This window comes from Uniformispora flossi, assembly GCF_049534875.1.
Lineage (GTDB): Bacteria > Actinomycetota > Actinomycetes > Streptomycetales > Streptomycetaceae > Yinghuangia > Yinghuangia aomiensis.
In genome coordinates this window covers 55099-71535 of the sequence record NZ_JBMULZ010000016.1, presented here as the reverse complement: position 1 = coordinate 71535, position 16437 = coordinate 55099, and the positions used below count along the sequence as shown (strand labels likewise).

Below are 16437 nucleotides of genomic sequence, written 5' to 3'. Positions count from 1 at the left end.
GGAACCCGTCGCCGCGGCACGCCATGATCGACCGATGCACTTCCTCACCGCACTCGACCTCGCCGGCTTCACCCCGGTCCCGGACCGGCCGGACTTCTGGACGGACGACGCCGGCAGCGTGCTCAGCGTCCACGAGTTCGGCCTGGTCCCGGACGTGCCCGCGGCCCTGGACGACCTTGCCTCGCTGCGTCGTCTCAACACGCTGGACGCGGCCGGGCAGGGCGTCGCGGCCATCGAGATCGACGTGGTCGCCGTCGACGGGCTTCCGGCGATACGGCAGGTGCTGAAGACCCGGATCCCGGGCCGCGACCACGGGCTCGTGTTCATCGGCTCGTTCACCCTCCCCCGCGCCGACCGCAGCGTGGTCGTCAAGGTGCAGGCCGCCGAGGAGGGCATGACCGGTCTACGTGAGGCCTTGGTGTTCAACTCCCTGGGCGCCCCCGACAAGGTGTTCCTCCCGCACCCTTACGCGCCCGACGCGCAACTCCCCCTCCCCTACAGCGCGGCCGACGCCCCCGAGTGGGACGCCCGGTTCCCCGACCACCCGCTCACCCGGGTCCGGGCCGTGCTCGCCCGGCAGGCCGTCGCGGTCCGCGTTGCGGAAACGTTCCGGTCCACGGCGCCGTTCGTCCCGGCGCAGACCGGCGGCCCGGCGGCCCCGGCCGTGGACGCCAACGCCGACGCCGACGCCGACGCCGACGCCGACGCCGACGCCGACGCCAAGCGGCGCTGGTTCCGGCGCGGCTGAACGGGCGTTCGGCCGCGGCGCGGGCGCGGTCATCCGAGGGTTTTCCCTGGCCTCCCGCCCCGCGCCACACCGTAGGGTCGAGGCGGGGCAAGGCCGGGCACCACCCGGGTGAGGAGGAACATGAGGTCTCTCGGGGCCGACGATCCGCGTCGGCTCGGCACCTACCGCGTGCTGGCCCTGCTCGGTTCGGGCGGCATGGGACGCGTCTACGTGGGCCGCAGCCGTACCGGACGCACCGTCGCGCTCAAGGTGGTGCACCCGGGCTACGCCCACGATCCGGGCTTCCGCAGCCGGTTCCGCCGCGAGGTCGAGTCCGCGCGGCGGGTCGCCGGGGTGTGGACGGCGCCGGTCCTGGACGCCGACACCGAGGGCGAGCGGCCGTGGCTGGCGACCGGCTATGTCCCCGGCGTCTCCCTGCACGAGACGGTCGCCACGCGCGGTCCCCTGCCCGAGCCCGCGGTGCGGGTCCTCGCCGGCGGTCTCGCCGCGGCGCTCACCGCGATCCACGAAGCGGGCGTCGTGCACCGGGACCTGAAGCCGTCGAACGTGATGGTGTCGCCGGACGGCCCGCGCGTGATCGACTTCGGCATCTCGCGCGCCATGGACGCCACCGTACTGACCGGCACGGACACGATCCTCGGCTCGCCGGGCTTCCTCTCCCCCGAACAAGTCCGCGGCGAACCGATCGGCCCGGCCACGGACGTCTTCGCGCTCGGCGCGGTGCTCGCGTACGCCGCGACCGGCACCGGCCCCTTCGGCGACGGCAACGCGCAGGCCCTGCTGTTCCGTCTCCTCGCTCAGGAGCCCCAGCTCGACGACGTCCCCGAAGCGCTGCGTCCGATCGTCGCGGCCTGCCTGGCCAAGGACCCGGCCGACCGTCCGACGCCCGGCGAAGTCCGGCGCGCGGCCGTCCCGGACGGGGACATCGACGCGCTGCTCGCCGCGGCGTGGCTGCCTCCGGAGGTGGCCAACGACGTCAGCCGCCGCGCGGTGGCGCTGCTGGAACTGGAGCACGACGCGGAGGATCCGGGCGACGCGGCAGAGACGGACGCCGCCTATGTCGGCGCACCGGAACCCGCCGAGCCTTCCGGGCCCGCGGACGCCGTGCCCGACTGGGCGCGGGACAAGGTCACCGCACCGGGGCCGGAGGCGCTGCCGACGCAGGGGCGGGAGACCGGATCACCGCCGGCCGCGGGGCCGGGGCCGTACGACGCCCGGCCGTTCGGGGAACCGCCGCAGCACCCGCCGGGCGAGGGCGAGCCGGGCGACAAACCGAAGTGGCAGCGGCTGGTCCCGTACGTCACCGTGCTCGTGATCGGCGGTATCGCCGCCGGGATCTACTTCGCCACCGGCGACAACAGCACCGACGACGGCGGGTCCGGGGCGTCGACGCCGACCCCCACCGCTCCGGCCACGGCCACCGTCACGCCGGTCACCGGCGGGGGGAACGGTACGCCGTCGCCCCCGCCTTCCACGGCTCCGCCAGGCCTGCCGACCGGGCAAGGCAGCCTCCCGCCCGCCCTCGTCGGCACCTGGACAGGCACCGCGACGACGCGGGACGGCGTCCTCAAGGAACAGGTCACCATCACGGTGAGCGCCGGCAAGTACGGCGACGTCGTGGCCTCCAGCACCATGAGCGCGTTCGGGATCGAGTGCAAGGGCAGCATGAAGCTCACCGGCGTCGACGGAAACGCGGTGAAGCTGACCGACGTCCAGGGCAGCGGCAACGCGACCAACCCGTTCTGCACGAGCGGCGGCGACATCACGCTGTCGCTCCGCCCGGACGGCAAGCTCCTGTTCACCGCCGTCGATCCCAACACCGGCAACCCGACCGGGCCGCTGGACAAGAAGTCCGGCTAGCCGACCCCGTCCGCCCCGGTCCGCCCCCGCACGGCCGACCCGTCAGCGGGCCGGGTCGGCCGCGTAGGCGAGGGCGATCGCGGCACCCAGCCGCGCATTGTTCTTCACCAGCGCGATGTTGGCCTTGAGGCTTGCGCCACCGGAGATCTCCACGATCCGGCCGAGCAGGTAGGGCGTGGTCTCTTTGCCCGTGATGCCGAGCGCACGCATGTCGGCGAGGGCCTGGTCGATGACGACGTCCATCTCGGCGACCGGGATCTCGTCGGCCTCGGGGATCGGGTTGGCGATGTTCAGGCCGCCCGCGATGCCGAGGTCCCACTTGACGCGCATCATGGCGGCGATCTCCTCGGCGGAGTCGGCCCGCATCGGCGCCGCGAAGCCGCTGCTGCGGGAGAAGAACGCCGGGAACTCGTCGGTGCCGTAGGCGATCACCGGGACCCCGCCGGTCTCCAGGTGTTCGAGCGTCAGGCCGATGTCGAGAATGCTCTTCACGCCGGCGCTGACCACGGCCACGTCGGTCTGCGCGAGTTCGACGAGGTCGGCGCTGATGTCGAAGCTCTGCGGGGCGCCGCGGTGCACACCGCCCAGGCCGCCGGTGACGAAGACCCGGATCCCGGCGAGCGCGGCGAGGCGCATGGTGGCGGCGACGGTGGTGGCGCCGTGCGCGCCGCGGGCCATCACGTACGGCAGGTCGCGCACGCTGGCCTTGGCCACGTCCGGCGCGGTGGCGAGGAGTTCCAGGTCGTCCGGGGTGAGCCCGATGCGGGCCCGGCCGCCGAGCACCGCGATGGTCGCGGGGACCGCGCCGTGGGCGCGGATGATGTCCTCGACCTCGGTGGCCATCGCGACGTTCTGCGGGTACGGCATGCCGTGGCTGATGATCGTGCTCTCCAGCGCGACGACCGGCCGGCCGGCCGCGAGGGCGTCCCGGACTTCCTCGGTGAGGACGAGGTCGGGGTGCGGGGTGCGGGTCACTGGTGCTCCTGGTGCTCGTGGCGGGGTCGGAGGTGGGGAGTCGCCGAGTCGCGGAGTCGCGGGTCTAGGCCGGGGTCGGCCGGCGGTCGGTGCGCTCGGCGAGGGCTTGGGCGAGCAGGCGCGGCGACAGGTCGGGGCGGACGGTGTGCGCGCTTTCGATGGTCAGCGCGGCGGCCGCGGTGCCGTGGTCGACGGCCTGCCGCGGGGCATGCCCGGCCAGCAGCGCGTGCGCGAAGGCGGCGAGCATCGCGTCGCCCGCGCCGGTGACGTCCTCGACGGCCGCGGACAGCGCCGGGACGAAGGCGGGTTCGTCGTCCACGCTGCTCAGCAGGCTGCCGCGGGAGCCGAGGCGGACCCACACGTGCGCCACGCCGCGCTCGTGCAGACTCGCCGCGGCGGCCAGGAGTTCCGTGTCGGTGCCGCTGGGCAGACCGGTCAGCGCGGTGAGTTCCTCGCGGTTCGGGGTGACGGCGAACAGCGGGCGGTCCGCGGCGATCAGCGGAGCCAGCACCGCGGCCTTCGGCACGCTCACCGGCTCGAAGAGGGCGGGTACGCCCGCGGCGAGCGCGAGGTCGAGGGCGTGCGAGGCGGTCGGCGCGGAAAGGTTGCCGTCGACCACGAGGAGCCCGGCGTGCGCGAGGAGTTCGCGGAGCGGGCCGAGGTGTTCCGGCATGAGGTTGCTGGTGGCGGTCATGTCGGCGACGGCGAGCACGAGTTCGCCGGTGGCATCGAGGACGGCGGTGTAGGTGCCGGTCGGATGCCCGCTGCGGTGCACGTGGTCGAGCCGGACCCCCGCCGCGGACGTGTCGGCGAGCAGCCGCTCCCCCATCGCGTCGTTGCCGACCGCGGCGACCAGGTACGTGGGGGTGCCGAGCCGGGCGAGGTTCTCCGCGATGTTGCGGCCCACCCCGCCGGCCGCCATCGAGCCCGAGCCCGGATTGCTGGTGGCGAGGATCGCGGGGGCGGCGCTGCGCGCCTTGATGTCGAGGTTCGCGCCGCCGATCACCACGGCGGACGGCTCCTCGCTGAGGATGTAGCCGCGGCCCCGGAGCACGCCCTTGCGGGTGAGATGCGACAGATGCACGTTGACCGCCGCCCGCGTGGTGCCCAGGCGGTCGGCGATCTCGGCAGGCGTGAGGAGGGGATCGACCCGCAGCAGGTCGACGATCTCGCGCTCTCGGTCGGTCAGGGCCATGCTTAGAAGAATAAAGCTCCTTTAGATATGTATGCAAACGACTGAAGCGCTCACGCCTCACCCCTCACGCCTCACGTCTCACCCCTCACGCCTCCCCGCGCCGCCTCCGTCACCTCCGCCGCGGTCCGATAGCGCCCCGGCTCCGTCACCAAAGACCTCGCCAGGGCCAGCGCGCGGCGTTCCGCGGCCGCGCGGGTTGCCGGGTCCTTCAGCGTGGTGAAGTCGTCCGGGCGGGCGAAGCCGATCACGCGGCGGAGGATCTCGGCGCCGCAGAAGCCCAGGGACTCGGTGAACAGTGCGTCGAGGTAGCGCTGCCGTTCCGGTTCCAGATCCGCGCCGTCGAAGAGCGCCGCCGGGTAGGCGTCCCCGGCCGCCCGCGTCCGCCACAGCTCCGCGAACCGGGCGCGGAAGCCCTCCCACACCTCCTCGACCGCCACCAGCAGCCACGCGCGCTGCACCGTCCGCTCCGGCCCGTGCGCGCCCGCGGCGAAGTAGCCGATGAGCAGGTGCGCCAGCAGCGTGCCGATGTCGAACCCCATCGGCCCGTAGCACGCGAACTCCTGGTCGATCACCGCGATTCCGTCGGCCGAGACCATGATCGACCCGGTGTGCAGATCGCCGTGCAGCAGCGCGTCCCGCGACGACAGATAGCGGGACTTCAGGCGGGAGACGGCCAGCTTCAGCTCGGTGTCGTCACGCAACCGCCGTACGTCATCGTCGAGTTCCGGGCTGGTCCACCGGTTCCGCGGGTGCGGCAGGTAGATCTCCGTGAAGACCATGTCCTCCATGATCTGGCACATGGCGGTGTTGGTCTCGAAGAACGCGGTCAGCTCGCGCTTGCGAGCTGCGGTCAGCGCGAGGTCGGAGGTACCGAAGAGGGTGTCCGCCAAATAGCGCGCGGCCTGCGCGGCGAAGTGCGGGTGGAGGGCTCCGTCGACCAGCTCGCCGCGCATGACGGTGTGTCCTTCGAGGAAATCGACGGCGAGCAGGTGGGATTCGGCGTCGACGTACCACGGCCTCGGGACGAACTCGGGTGCGTGGGACCTGTGTTCCACGACGGCTCGGTGCTCGAAAAGGACGCGGCGCGGGGTCAGGGCCCAGCTCGGGCCCGCGACGCGCACGTACGGCGGAGCCTGCTTCACACAGACGGCGCCGTTCGGGCCGCGGACGACGTACACGAAATTGACGTTGCCGTCGCCGATTTCCCGGACCGACCAGCGTGCCGGGTCGCCCCCGAGCCGGTCGGCCAGCGCGGGATGCCCGGCGAGGTGCCCCAGCAGCGCGGTGGGGTCGGTCGGGGCGGCGGGGTCGGTCATGGTCCTCCTCGTCGGTGGAATGTGGGGCTACCGGGCTACCCGAGCCACGGCGGTTCCGGCAGGCCCAGGTGGTCGCGCAGGACGTCCTCCGCGCAGCGGAGAACGCCGGGGATCGAGCCGGGGTCGCCGGTCCAGCAGTCGCTGACGACGTACACGGCTTCCCCGGGCACCGGCGCCCGCATGCGCGGGGCAACCTGCTCGGGGGAACGCCCGGTCCGCCATACGTGCCACGCCGCGGCATGCCGCGGACCCGCGCGAAAGCCGGCTCACGCCCCTGCGCACCGGCCGGGTCCTGTGCGGGCACGCGGTCTCCCACCTCGCCCGCCCGGGCCCGCCAATGCTCACCGCGACGCCCGACGGCGCGGGCGGGTGGCGGGTGTCCGGTCACATCCCGTGGCTGACCGGCTGGGGACTGGTCGACGCGGTCCTCCTCGGCGCGTCGACGCCCGACCGGCGGATCCTGTTCGCCCTGCTCTCATCCGCCGAACTCGCCGACGCGGGCACGGTCCGCCCCCACGACCTGTGGAGCATGAACGCCACCTACGCGGTGTCCGTCCGCGTCACGGAGTTGCGCGTCGCGCCGCCGCAGATCGTGTCGCTCCGGCCCGTGGCCCCGTGGCTCCGCGACCACCACACACAGAGCGCGAACGCCCACCCCGCCCTCTTCGGCAACCTGCACGCCACGACGGCCTTCCTGGGCGCCCACCCGCCGTTCACCACCCGGGCCGCGCACGCTACCCGGCGAGCGGCCGAACTCCGCACACGCGCCTATGCCCTGACGGACGGTCAACCGCCCACCGAGGCCCTCGCCGAACGCCTGGCGGTCCGCGCCGCCGCCGTCGACTTGGCGCTCCGCACGGCGACGGCGTGCGTCATCGCTTCCGGGGCGCAGGCGATGACCCGCGCCGCGACCGCCGCCCGGCTGCTGGCGGAGGCGTCCTTCCACGCGGTCCACGGACAGAACACCGAGGCACGGCAGGCCTATGCAAGGGACACGAACGGCACTGTGCGGCAGGAGGGTTGACCAACGGCACCCGGCTGCCGATCAGCCTCCCTACAGCGCTTTCACGATCTGGTCCGCATACCCCCGCAGCACCTCGATCGCGTCCGGCTGCGCCGCCCGAGGACCCGTGAGGACCAGCGAGAGCACGTCCTTGCCCTTCCGGACGGTGATCTCCAGCCGCTTGTCCGACCGGCATTCGAACGAGTCCTTGCCCAGGCGCGGCGAGGCGGGCGGGTTCGAGCAGCGGTACGTCCAGGTGTGCGAGTCCTTCGTGGACTTGTAGGCGCGCTGGGACCAGTAGCTCGCCCCGTGCTTCTTCGTGCCGCCGTGCCGTTCGAGGTCGACCTCGAAGTCGTCGGCGCCGCTCGACAGCTCGCAGTCGGCCCGCGAGGTCAGCTTGTCGTTCTTCGCCCGGTGCTGCGGCGTTCCCCCGGCCAGGAGCCGGGTGAGCGGCGGGGCGGTCATCACCGCACACAGGTCGTCCGGCACCTTCTTGGCCTTGGCCGGCGACGAACACCCCGACACCAGCACCATGGCCGCCGCGGCAACCCCGCCGACGACAACCTTCGTGCACTTCTTCGCAGGCATGGAACGCCCCCCGATACGGATCCTGAACCGGTGAGCGATCTTGCTGATCCCCACGCATTTGGTCAAGGCCGCACCAAGCAACCACCCAGCGTTTGCCAACCCTGCGGCGTCGCAGCCGGTTCTCTCTTGCCACCCCACGGCGCCGATCCCACAATGACGCCCGTCCGACGATCTTGTGGACGACCGGTTGTTCGGGGGAGCGCAGCATGGCCAGGACCGGCAGGACCAGAGTGTGGATACCGTTCGCCGTCGCGATGACGGCGGTACTCGCGACGATCGGGGCGTGCAGCCGCACGTCGTCGTCGCACCCGGTGACCGCCGAAGCGGCCACCGGCGCCGCAGTCGTCGCGACCGCCCCGGAGCCGATCACCCCGGCGCTCACCGCCGCTACGGACACTCCGCCTGCGGACAACCCCACTCCGGGGCCGTCCGATACCGCGGCCCCGACCACCGACGCGCCGCCCGCCTCGCCGCCGCCCGCCGAGGACGTTCCGCCCGGGAACGACCCCGAACTCGTGCGCTGGTGGCCGCTGGTGAAAGACATCCCCGCCTGCCGCACGGACTTCCACGGCATGAACTGCCAGGTCGCCATGGCCCAACGCAACATCGGCCCGCTGGTCGAAGCGGCCCGGACCCGGGCTCCGACGCCGACCCCGGAGCCCTTCGGAACGGGTCATCCCAGTCAAATCGATGCGGTCATGTCGGAAAACGCCACCCGGATCATCGAGAACGCCCCGACACGCTGACGCAGCGGCAGCCGCGGCGGGGCGCATCCTCCCTCTAGCGTCGCGGCGTCGGCAAGGGGATCCGGGTCGGGAGGCCCTCCGGGATCGTTCCCAGGCTCACGGCGATCTTCGAGAAGCCCATGAACAAGGCCAACCCGGCGGTCAGTTCCACCGTCCCGGCGGCGCCGTAGGCGGCCACCAGTTCGTTCCGCAGTTCGTCCGTGACGCCGTGCGGGTTGCCGAGGAAGACGTCGGCGAGCCGGATCACCGTCTTGTGGCGCTCCTGGAGCGCGCTGGCTTCGAATCCGTCGTCGATGAGTTCGACGAAGTCCTCGGTGAGCCCGGCCGCCGTGGCCTGGTCGTACCGGACCGCACGACAGAAACGGCAGTCGGTGACACGCGCGTTGCGGAGCCGGGCGACCTCCTTCGAGGCGTGGTCCACGACGCCGTTCGACCACAGCGTCCCGTACAGGCGCAGGAACGACGCCAGCAGATCCGGCTGCAGGGCGAACGGGCTGGACGCGATCGGGTCCGCCGGGTCGGTGGGCGGCGGCGTGGCCGGCGCCGCCGGGTCGAGTCCGGGCAGTTCGGCGACGGTGACACCGGTGCCCGGTGTGATCGTGTGGGTGCCGAGCACGACGTTGAACCGGGCGAAGCCGTCGAACACCGCGCAGGCCATCGCCAGGCCCACGACGCGCGGCATCCCGAGCAGTTCGGTCAGGCGCGTGCGGTCCTCGTCGGAGACGCCGCCCGGCGCCATGACGAACTGCTCGGCGAAGTCCAGGCAGGCCGACTCCACGGCGTCGAACGCCGGGTCGCCCCCGCCCTTCGCCAGCGCCGCGACCTTGGCGTCGTCGAGACCGGCGTCGACCGCGGGACGCGTCCGAACCGCGAGTTCCGTCTCGCACTCGTGGAGTTGGGCGATGCGCAGCCGCACGAGTTCGGTGGTCCGCGGGTCGAGCACCCCGGGGTTCCACAGCCGGGTGAAGTAGTCGGCGTAGCTCGTCCGCAATTCCGGGAACAACCCCAACGTCCCCGGGAAGTCCGTCGCTTCCGCCTCGATACGGGACAACCAGCCGGCCATGTGCGCTCCTGTCGGGTCGACGTCCGCTTGCCTGCTCAGCCAGAAATTCCATATGCTGAATTCGGGATTCGCATATGAGAATTCGATGCTAGGCTCGGATCTGACACACCGTCAACCATCGACCGGCCGCGGGAGGCGTGCGCGCGATGACCGACCGGCAATCCCCCTCCGCCGACCGCGTGGTGCGGATTCTCACGCTGCTCACCGACCACCCGGGCGAACGCCTGACGCTCACGCAGATCGCCGAGCGGCTGGAGATGAGCAAGCCGACCTGCCTCGGCGTGCTGGCCAGCCTCAGCTCGGCGGGACTGCTCACCCGCGACGACGCCAAGACGTACGGCCCCGGCCCGGCCCTGCTGCGCATGGGCACCGCGGCGGAGAGCAGCGTGGCGCCGCTCGACCTGATCCGCCCGCACCTGGAGGCCCTGCACCGGGAGGCCGGCAGCTGCATGCTGGTCGCCAACATCGACGCCCACGTGGTCGTGCTCGACCGCCGCGGCGTCCTCGCCACCGGCGACACCCGCGACTTCGTCGGCGAACGCTTCCCCGCCGCAGCGCCGTTGGGCCTGGTCAACAATCTCTGGAACCCGGACGCCGACCTCCACGCGTGGCTCGCCCGCACCCCGCTGGTCCCGCTCGCGGGCAGCCCCGACCGGGTCTTCGCCCTCGCCGCGGACGCCCGGCAGCGCGGCTACGTCGTCGAGTGCGAAGCGGGTCCGGACGACATCGGCCACGCCGTCATCGCCCAGCTCGTCTCCTCGCACCTCCCGCAGGCGGTCCTCCGCAAGCTCTTCCGCCACCTGCCGCCGCTGACCTTCACCGAGTACGAACTGCCCGGCGAGGAAGTCCCGAACGCGGTCGTCCGGCACATGACCGCGCCGATCTTCGACCACCACGGCCGCCAGCCGTACGTCTTCACCGTCGTCGTCGACGGCACTCCGGACCCCGACACCCGGCGCCGCATCGCCGACACCCTCGTCGCCACCACCACAGCGGCCACGAAAGCCCTCGGCGGCGTCAACCCCTGGACGGCCTAGGCCGGGTCGGACATGGGCCGATCCGCGCTCTCCGCATCCGGCCGCACCCGTCCCGCGCGCATCTCCAAGTACCGCCGCTCCGCCAGACTCGCCGTCGCCTTGGCCGCGCGCCGGTAGTGGTCGTAGGCGGCGGCCCGGTCGCCGGTCTCTTCCAGAAGGTGCGCGCGGACCGACAGCAGGCGGTGGTGGCCGGACATGCGGTCGTCGTCGTCCAGCGTCGCGAGCAACTCCAGCCCGGCCGCGGGGCCTTCCACCTCCGCCAGGGCGATGGCGCGGTTCAGGGTCACCATCGGGTTCGGGGCGATGCGCTCCAGGATCATGTAGAGGGCGTGCACCTGCTGCCAGTTGGTGTCCTCGGCGGCGGCCGCGTCGGCGTGGGTGGCGGCGATGGCGGCCTGGAGTTGGTACGGACCGAGGGCGGCGCCGGCCAGCGCGGTCTTCGCCAGCGTTATCCCCTCCCCCGTCAACTCCGCGTCCCACAGCGTCCGGTCCTGCTCGTCCAGCGGGATCAGGTCGCCGGACGGCGTGGTGCGGGCCGCCCGGCGCGCGTGGGTGAGGAGCATGAGGGCCAGCAGGCCGGTGACTTCGGGGTCGTCGGGCAACTGCGCGTGGACCATGCGGGTCAGCCGGATCGCCTCGCGGGCGAGGTCGGCGCGGTGGAGTTCGGTGCCGGAGGACGCGGTGTAGCCCTCGTTGAAGATCAGGTAGAGCACGTGCAGCACGACCCGCAGCCGGTCTTCGCGGTCGGCGGGCTCCGGCAGCCGGAAGGAGCTGCCCGCGGCCTTGATGCGCTGCTTCGCCCGGCTGATCCGGGCGGCCATCGTCGCTTCCGGCACCAGGAACGCGCGGGCGATCTCCGCGGTGGTCAGGCCGCCGACCGCGCGCAGCGTCAGCGCGGTCTGCGACGCCGCGGTCAACGTCGGGTGGCAGCACAGGAACAGCAGCACGAGCGTGTCGTCGGTGTCCGGGACGTCCTCCGGCACCACCTCGGCCGCCACCGCGGTCTCCCGTTCGCGGCGGGCGTGGTCGCTGCGCATCGCGTCGATCAGCCGTCGCGAGGCCACCGTGACCAGCCAGCCGCGCGGGTTGTCGGGCACCCCCTCGGCGGGCCACTGCACGGCGGCCGCGAGGACGGCTTCCTGGACGGCGTCCTCGCAGCCCTCGAACTGCCCGTACCTGCGGATCAACATGCCGAGGACCTGCGGCGTGAGTTCACGCAGCAGGTCCTCGAAGGGTGGCGCCGTCATGCCTCCAATTGTCCGTCGGCGAACATCACCTGACGCACCTCGACACCCAGGCCTTCGACGGCCGTGTCCGGAATCTGCGCGGCCAGCTCGATCGCCCGCTCCTTGTTCTCGCAGTCGACCAGGTAGAAGCCGCCCAGGTATTCCTTCGACTCCAGGAACGGCCCGTCGGTCACCACCGGCTGCCCGTTGCGGACCTTCACGACCACGGCCTGCGACGGGTCGACCAGCGCCTGCGTGGTGATCAGCTCCCCGGACTGCTTGAGGCCGGCGATGAACTTGCCGTGGCCCTCGCCGATCGCCGCCTTCTCCGCGTCGGTCAGCGCGTCCAGCACGGCCGGGTTGACGTGCATGCTGATCAGGAACTGCATCTCGTTCTCCTCCTGGTGCGCGGGCCCCGGCGGGGCCTTCGCGTGGTGGTCGGAGCCGACGCCGTCGTCTTGACATCCCCCGCCCGGTTTTCCGCACGCATTTTCCGCCACCGATTTTCCGCCGCCCGACGTCAAGAAGCCCGGCGCCGCTCCGACCACCGGTCGACACACGCACACGGCACCACCCCATCACGGCATCACGGCATCACGGCATCACGACTGTGACACCACGACAGAAGAGAGCTTCCGACATGCGAGTCGACCGGGCATGGCTGGGACTGGGCCTCCTCGTCCTACCGACGTTCCTCGTGGCCATGGACATGACGGCGCTGCTGCTCGCGCTCCCCCAGCTCAGCGCCGACCTGGGCGCGGACAGCGTGCAGCAACTGTGGATCAGCGACAGTTACGGACTGATGGTGGCGGGCCTCGTCATCACCATGGGCACGCTCGGCGACCGGATCGGCCGGCGGCGGCTGCTGATGATCGGCGCGGCAGCGTTCGCGGTGCTGTCGGTGGTGGCCGCGTTCTCCACCAGTCCCGAGATGCTCATCGTCGTCCGGGCGCTGCTGGGGGTCGCCGGGGCGACCTTGGCGCCGTCGACGCTGGCCTTGATCACCAACATGTTCCGCGACGACCGGCAGCGCGGGAAGGCGATCGCGATCTGGGCGACCGGGCAGTTCGCGGGCGGCGCGCTCGGCCCGGTGCTCGCCGGGCTGCTGCTCCAGCACTTCTGGTGGGGCTCGGTCTTCCTGGTCGCCGTGCCCGCGATGCTGCTGCTGCTCGTCGCCGCACCGATCCTGCTCCCGGAGTTCCGCAGCGACCACGCCGGGCGCCTCGACCCGGCGAGCGTCGCCCTGTCGCTCGCCTCCGTCCTCCCGATGATCTACGGGATCAAGCAGCTCGCCGTGGAGAACGCGTCCGCGGGTCCCGCCGTCGCGCTGATCGCGGGCGCCGCGATCGGCGTGGTCTTCGTCCGCCGCCAGCTGCGCCTGGCCACGCCGCTGCTCGACCTGCGGCTGCTGCGCAACCGCCCCTTCACCGCCGTCCTCGTCGGCCTGGTGCTGGCCGGGATCGCCATGGCGGGCACCGGGCTCCTGGTGACCCAGTATCTGCAAAGCGTCCTCGGCTACTCCCCCGCGGTGTCGGCGCTGCTGTTCGCGCCGATGGGCCTCGGCGTGGCCGGCGGCACGATGGCCGCCCCGGCCCTGGCCCGCCGCATCCCGCAGACCACCGCCATCGCGGGCAGCCTGGTCGTGTCGGCGCTCGGCGGACTCCTTCTGGTCGCCGTCGAACCCGGCAGCGCGGTCGCGCTGCCGCTGGTCATCACCGGGATCACCGTCCTGGCGCTCGGCACCGGGCCGCTGTTCGCGCTGGGCACCGGGCTGGTCGTCGGGTCCGTGCCGCCCGAGCGCGCCGGATCGGCGGCGTCGATGTCGGAGACCGGCAACTACTTCGGCGGGTCCCTCGGCTTCGCCTTCCTCGGCGTGCTCGCCGCGGCCGTCTACCGCGACCGCATGGGCGGCACGTCCGAGACCATCGCCGACGCCGTCGCCGCCGGCCGCACCCTCCCGGCCGACCGGAGCACGTCGCTGCTGCACGACGCCCGGGACGCCTTCACCGCGAGCCTGCACGTCACCGGCCTGGTCGCGGCGGGCATCTTCGTCCTGGCGGCGGTCCTGGTCACCACGATGCGGCCCGCCGCGCCGACCGACGACACGACCGACACCGAAACTCCGGTGCCCGAGGAGGTCGACGCGTAGGCCGTGTCTCGGCCGTTCGACGGGAGACGGCCCGGCGGGCGGGTTCCGCACCGCGGCTCCGGTGGCGAGGCCGGAGCCGTGGTGCGCATGGTGGAGAGATAAGGCCGCGCCGGTTTCAAAAACCGACGACTGCCTCGTTCGGCTGTGCCGCGACTGCACCACGGCCGTCGACGCTCTCCCGCCGCAGGCGGCCACCCACCCGAGGAGTCAAGGTGAGCGAGGATCTCATCGAAACGGGCCCGATCGACTATCTGGTCGTCGAGTTCCCCAGCGAGGGCATGAAGGGCGAGGGGCTGCCCCTGCTCGTCGACCTGGTCGACCGCGGCATCATCCGCATTCTCGACCTGCTGTTCGTCACGAAGCAGCCGGACGGCTCCATCGTCGGCATCGACATCGCCGACTTCGACGCGGACGGGCAACTCGACCTGGCCGTCTTCGAAGGCGCGTCCTCCGGCCTGCTCGGCGACGACGACCTCGCCGAGGCCGGCGCCGCCCTGGAGACCGGCACCGCCGCGGGCATCATCGTCTACGAGAACCTGTGGGCCGCCCCCTTCGCGACCGCTCTGCGCCGCAACGGGGCGCGGGTCGTCGCGAGCGGCCGCATCCCGGTGGAAGCCGTCGTCGACGCGCTCGAAGCGCTCGAGGCCGCCGAAGCCGGCGGCTGAGCCGCCGCACCCGTTCGCCCGCACCGAAAGCAGGAGGCAGAAACCATGCCAGGTCTTCTCCGCGGCGTCGCCCGGACCGCCGTCGTCGCCGGCACCGCCACCGCCGTGTCCAACCGGGTCTCGCGGCGCCAGGCCGGCCGCTGGGCGCAGCAGGAAGCCCCCCAGCAGCCGCAGCAGGTCGTGTACGCGCAGCAGCCGCCCGCCGAGGCGCCGTCCGACCCGATGAACGACAAGCTCGCCCAGCTCAAGCAGCTCGGCGACCTGAAGGAGCAGGGCGTCCTGTCCGACGCCGAGTTCGAGGCGCAGAAGCAGCGCATTCTGAACGGCTGAGGGCCGGTGCCCGCTGCGGCACCGAGCGTGATCCACTAGGCGATGCGGCGCCCCCGAGGGCGCCGCATCGACGCGTGTTCCGCCTGTTCAGCGAGGAGTCCCCATGGCCGTCCCGACGCCGCCCGCCCGGATCTACCTGGACAAGCAGACGCCCGAGGCGTTCAAGGCGTTCGTCGCCGCCCGGGAGACGGTCCGCCAAGGCGCCGCGGACACCGGCCTGGAGCCGCTGCTGATCGAGCTGGTCAACCTGCGGGTCTCGCAGATCAACGGCTGCGCGTACTGCCTGAGCCTGCACACCCGCAAGGCGCTGCGCGCGGGCGAGACGACGCAGCGCCTCGGCACGCTGAGCGCGTGGCGGGACACCGAGCTGTTCACCGCCCGGGAGCGCGCCGCGCTGGCGCTCGCCGAAGCCGCCACCGCCATCGCGGACGCCGCCGCGCAGGACACCGCCTACGCCGCGGCCCGGCCGGTCCTGACCGACGACGAGATCGCCGCCGTCCTGTGGGTCGCCATCACGATGAATACGTTCAACCGGGTGTCGATCCTCAGCAAGCACCCGGTGCGCCCGGCCGTCACGGCGCAGGGCTGAGCGGCCGCACCATGAACACGTCCACGGCGTCCTCGGACTCCGGGACGAACCCGTGCCGCTCGTAGAGGCGCCGCGCCGGACTCCCTTGCAGGACGTTCAGCCGGACCGGCGCCCGTTCGCGGTCGCACCGGTCGAGCAGGCGGCGCAGCACACCCGAGCCGATGCCGGCGCCCTGCGCGTCGGGCGCCAGGTAGAAGTGCTCCAGCCAATAGCCGCCGTCGGCGGGGCGCAGCGCCACGCATCCGGCGAACGCTCCGCCCGTTTCGACGACCCACGTGTGCGCGGGCTCGAAGGCGTCGCGGAGGCGCTGCCGGACGCGGTGGTCGTCGTAGCGGCCGAGCCGTTCGAGGTCGGGCCGCATCACGACGGCGCGCAGTTCGGCGGCCGGCTCGACGTCGGCCGCCGAGGCGGGGCGCAGGTGCCAGGCGTGCATGGGCCCACGCTAGCGGGCCGTTCCGGACGGCCCTCCGAGGCCCGGAGGGAACCGATTCCGTCGGCGCCCGGTCAGGCTTCGATGTGCGCGGCGAGGCCCGCCAGGATCATCGTGCTGCCCTCGCGGGCCATGTCGCGGGCTTCCTCGGTGGCGTTGGTCTGGTCGATGACGACCTCGACGCCGTCCGGGTGCTCGGCGAACGTGATCGCCATGACCTCCGCGGGGGCGCCCGGCACGTCCATCGACAGGACGATCCGGTGCCCGTCCTCGACCTCGAGGAACGTGCCGGTGAGCGGGAACTGCCCGCCGTCGGGGGTGAGCAGCGTGGACTTCCAGGCGCCGCCGGGGCGGACGTCGATCTCGACGCTGCCTTCGGCGGCGCCGAACCAGGCCGGCCACTCGGCGGCGGTGGTGTACGCGGCCCACGCGCGGGCGACGGAGGCGTTCATGACGCGGGTGACGGTGTAGGGGAAGCCGGTGGTGGTGTTCTCGCTCATGTCGGAACCTCTCGTGT

The 16437-nt window shown here is 72.6% G+C and carries 19 protein-coding genes; 9 read left to right on the top strand and 10 right to left on the bottom strand.

Annotation, left to right across the window (positions count from 1 at the left end):
- The first annotated feature begins 34 nt into the window (after positions 1-34).
- Both ACPA54_RS28930 and ACPA54_RS28925 read left to right on the top strand, forming a co-directional pair.
- Positions 35-748, top strand: a complete 714-nt coding sequence (locus ACPA54_RS28930) for a hypothetical protein (protein WP_423534325.1) — start codon at positions 35-37, stop codon at positions 746-748.
- Positions 749-868: 120 nt separating this feature from the next.
- A complete protein-coding gene (locus ACPA54_RS28925; protein WP_423534324.1) occupies positions 869-2608 on the top strand; it encodes a protein kinase domain-containing protein in 1740 nt (579 codons plus the stop codon).
- A 42-nt stretch (positions 2609-2650) separates the two neighbouring features.
- Here the strand turns inward: ACPA54_RS28925 and ACPA54_RS28920 are convergent, their stop codons facing one another.
- The 4 genes from ACPA54_RS28920 to ACPA54_RS28905 all read right to left on the bottom strand — a co-directional run bounded on the left by ACPA54_RS28920 (position 2651) and on the right by ACPA54_RS28905 (position 6276).
- Positions 2651-3583: a pseudouridine-5'-phosphate glycosidase gene (locus ACPA54_RS28920; protein ID WP_423534323.1), complete on the bottom strand. Its 933-nt coding sequence runs from the start codon at positions 3581-3583 to the stop codon at positions 2651-2653.
- Positions 3584-3647: 64 nt separating this feature from the next.
- Positions 3648-4778, bottom strand: coding sequence for a PfkB family carbohydrate kinase (locus ACPA54_RS28915; RefSeq protein WP_423534322.1), 1131 nt, complete (start codon positions 4776-4778; stop codon positions 3648-3650).
- A gap of 71 nt (positions 4779-4849) precedes the next feature.
- On the bottom strand, positions 4850-6094 hold the full coding sequence (gene mtnK, locus ACPA54_RS28910) for an S-methyl-5-thioribose kinase (protein ID WP_423534321.1): 1245 nt from the start codon (positions 6092-6094) through the stop codon (positions 4850-4852).
- A gap of 35 nt (positions 6095-6129) precedes the next feature.
- Entirely contained in the window at positions 6130-6276 is a 147-nt protein-coding gene (locus ACPA54_RS28905; protein WP_423534320.1) for a hypothetical protein, read from the bottom strand.
- A gap of 155 nt (positions 6277-6431) precedes the next feature.
- Here ACPA54_RS28905 and ACPA54_RS28900 point away from each other — a divergent pair, with 155 nt between their 5' ends.
- On the top strand, positions 6432-7118 hold the full coding sequence (locus ACPA54_RS28900) for a hypothetical protein (RefSeq protein WP_423534319.1): 687 nt from the start codon (positions 6432-6434) through the stop codon (positions 7116-7118).
- A 30-nt stretch (positions 7119-7148) separates the two neighbouring features.
- Here ACPA54_RS28900 and ACPA54_RS28895 read toward each other — a convergent pair whose 3' ends face one another.
- Entirely contained in the window at positions 7149-7685 is a 537-nt protein-coding gene (locus tag ACPA54_RS28895; RefSeq protein WP_423534318.1) for a hypothetical protein, read from the bottom strand.
- A 206-nt stretch (positions 7686-7891) separates the two neighbouring features.
- On the opposite strand from ACPA54_RS28895, the gene ACPA54_RS28890 reads away from it, so the two are divergent.
- Entirely contained in the window at positions 7892-8431 is a 540-nt protein-coding gene (locus ACPA54_RS28890) for a hypothetical protein (protein ID WP_423534317.1), read from the top strand.
- Positions 8432-8465: 34 nt separating this feature from the next.
- Here ACPA54_RS28890 and ACPA54_RS28885 read toward each other — a convergent pair whose 3' ends face one another.
- Entirely contained in the window at positions 8466-9494 is a 1029-nt protein-coding gene (locus tag ACPA54_RS28885) for a carboxymuconolactone decarboxylase family protein (protein WP_423534316.1), read from the bottom strand.
- 146 nt (positions 9495-9640) lie between these two features.
- On the opposite strand from ACPA54_RS28885, the gene ACPA54_RS28880 reads away from it, so the two are divergent.
- A complete protein-coding gene (locus ACPA54_RS28880; protein WP_423534315.1) occupies positions 9641-10531 on the top strand; it encodes an IclR family transcriptional regulator in 891 nt (296 codons plus the stop codon).
- On the opposite strand, the gene ACPA54_RS28875 is transcribed toward ACPA54_RS28880, so the two are convergent.
- Both ACPA54_RS28875 and ACPA54_RS28870 read right to left on the bottom strand, forming a co-directional pair.
- Positions 10528-11778 (bottom strand): RNA polymerase sigma factor, encoded by a 1251-nt coding sequence (locus tag ACPA54_RS28875; protein WP_423534314.1) that lies wholly within the window; start codon positions 11776-11778, stop codon positions 10528-10530. The two genes, ACPA54_RS28880 and ACPA54_RS28875, sit on opposite strands and share 4 nt — an antisense overlap.
- The gene (locus tag ACPA54_RS28870; RefSeq protein ID WP_423534313.1) at positions 11775-12146 is read right to left on the bottom strand and encodes a YciI family protein; all 372 of its coding nucleotides are present in this window, start codon (positions 12144-12146) and stop codon (positions 11775-11777) included. The genes ACPA54_RS28875 and ACPA54_RS28870 overlap by 4 nt, the downstream gene beginning before the upstream one ends.
- 251 nt (positions 12147-12397) lie before the next feature.
- On the opposite strand from ACPA54_RS28870, the gene ACPA54_RS28865 reads away from it, so the two are divergent.
- From ACPA54_RS28865 to ACPA54_RS28850, 4 genes are all read left to right on the top strand, one after another.
- Positions 12398-13906 carry an MFS transporter gene (locus tag ACPA54_RS28865; protein WP_423534312.1) on the top strand — a complete coding sequence of 503 codons (1509 nt, stop codon included), beginning with the start codon at positions 12398-12400 and terminating at the stop codon, positions 13904-13906.
- Positions 13907-14118: 212 nt separating this feature from the next.
- Entirely contained in the window at positions 14119-14571 is a 453-nt protein-coding gene (locus ACPA54_RS28860) for a DUF6325 family protein (RefSeq protein WP_423534311.1), read from the top strand.
- Positions 14572-14616: 45 nt separating this feature from the next.
- Positions 14617-14901, top strand: a complete 285-nt coding sequence (locus ACPA54_RS28855; RefSeq protein ID WP_345679414.1) for an SHOCT domain-containing protein — start codon at positions 14617-14619, stop codon at positions 14899-14901.
- Between the two features lie 103 nt (positions 14902-15004).
- Positions 15005-15490: a carboxymuconolactone decarboxylase family protein gene (locus ACPA54_RS28850; RefSeq protein ID WP_423534310.1), complete on the top strand. Its 486-nt coding sequence runs from the start codon at positions 15005-15007 to the stop codon at positions 15488-15490.
- On the opposite strand, the gene ACPA54_RS28845 is transcribed toward ACPA54_RS28850, so the two are convergent.
- Both ACPA54_RS28845 and ACPA54_RS28840 read right to left on the bottom strand, forming a co-directional pair.
- Positions 15474-15923: a GNAT family N-acetyltransferase gene (locus tag ACPA54_RS28845; RefSeq protein WP_423534309.1), complete on the bottom strand. Its 450-nt coding sequence runs from the start codon at positions 15921-15923 to the stop codon at positions 15474-15476. The two genes, ACPA54_RS28850 and ACPA54_RS28845, sit on opposite strands and share 17 nt — an antisense overlap.
- Before the next feature lie 71 nt (positions 15924-15994).
- Positions 15995-16420: an SRPBCC family protein gene (locus tag ACPA54_RS28840; RefSeq protein WP_423534308.1), complete on the bottom strand. Its 426-nt coding sequence runs from the start codon at positions 16418-16420 to the stop codon at positions 15995-15997.
- Between the last annotated feature and the right edge of the window lie 17 nt (positions 16421-16437).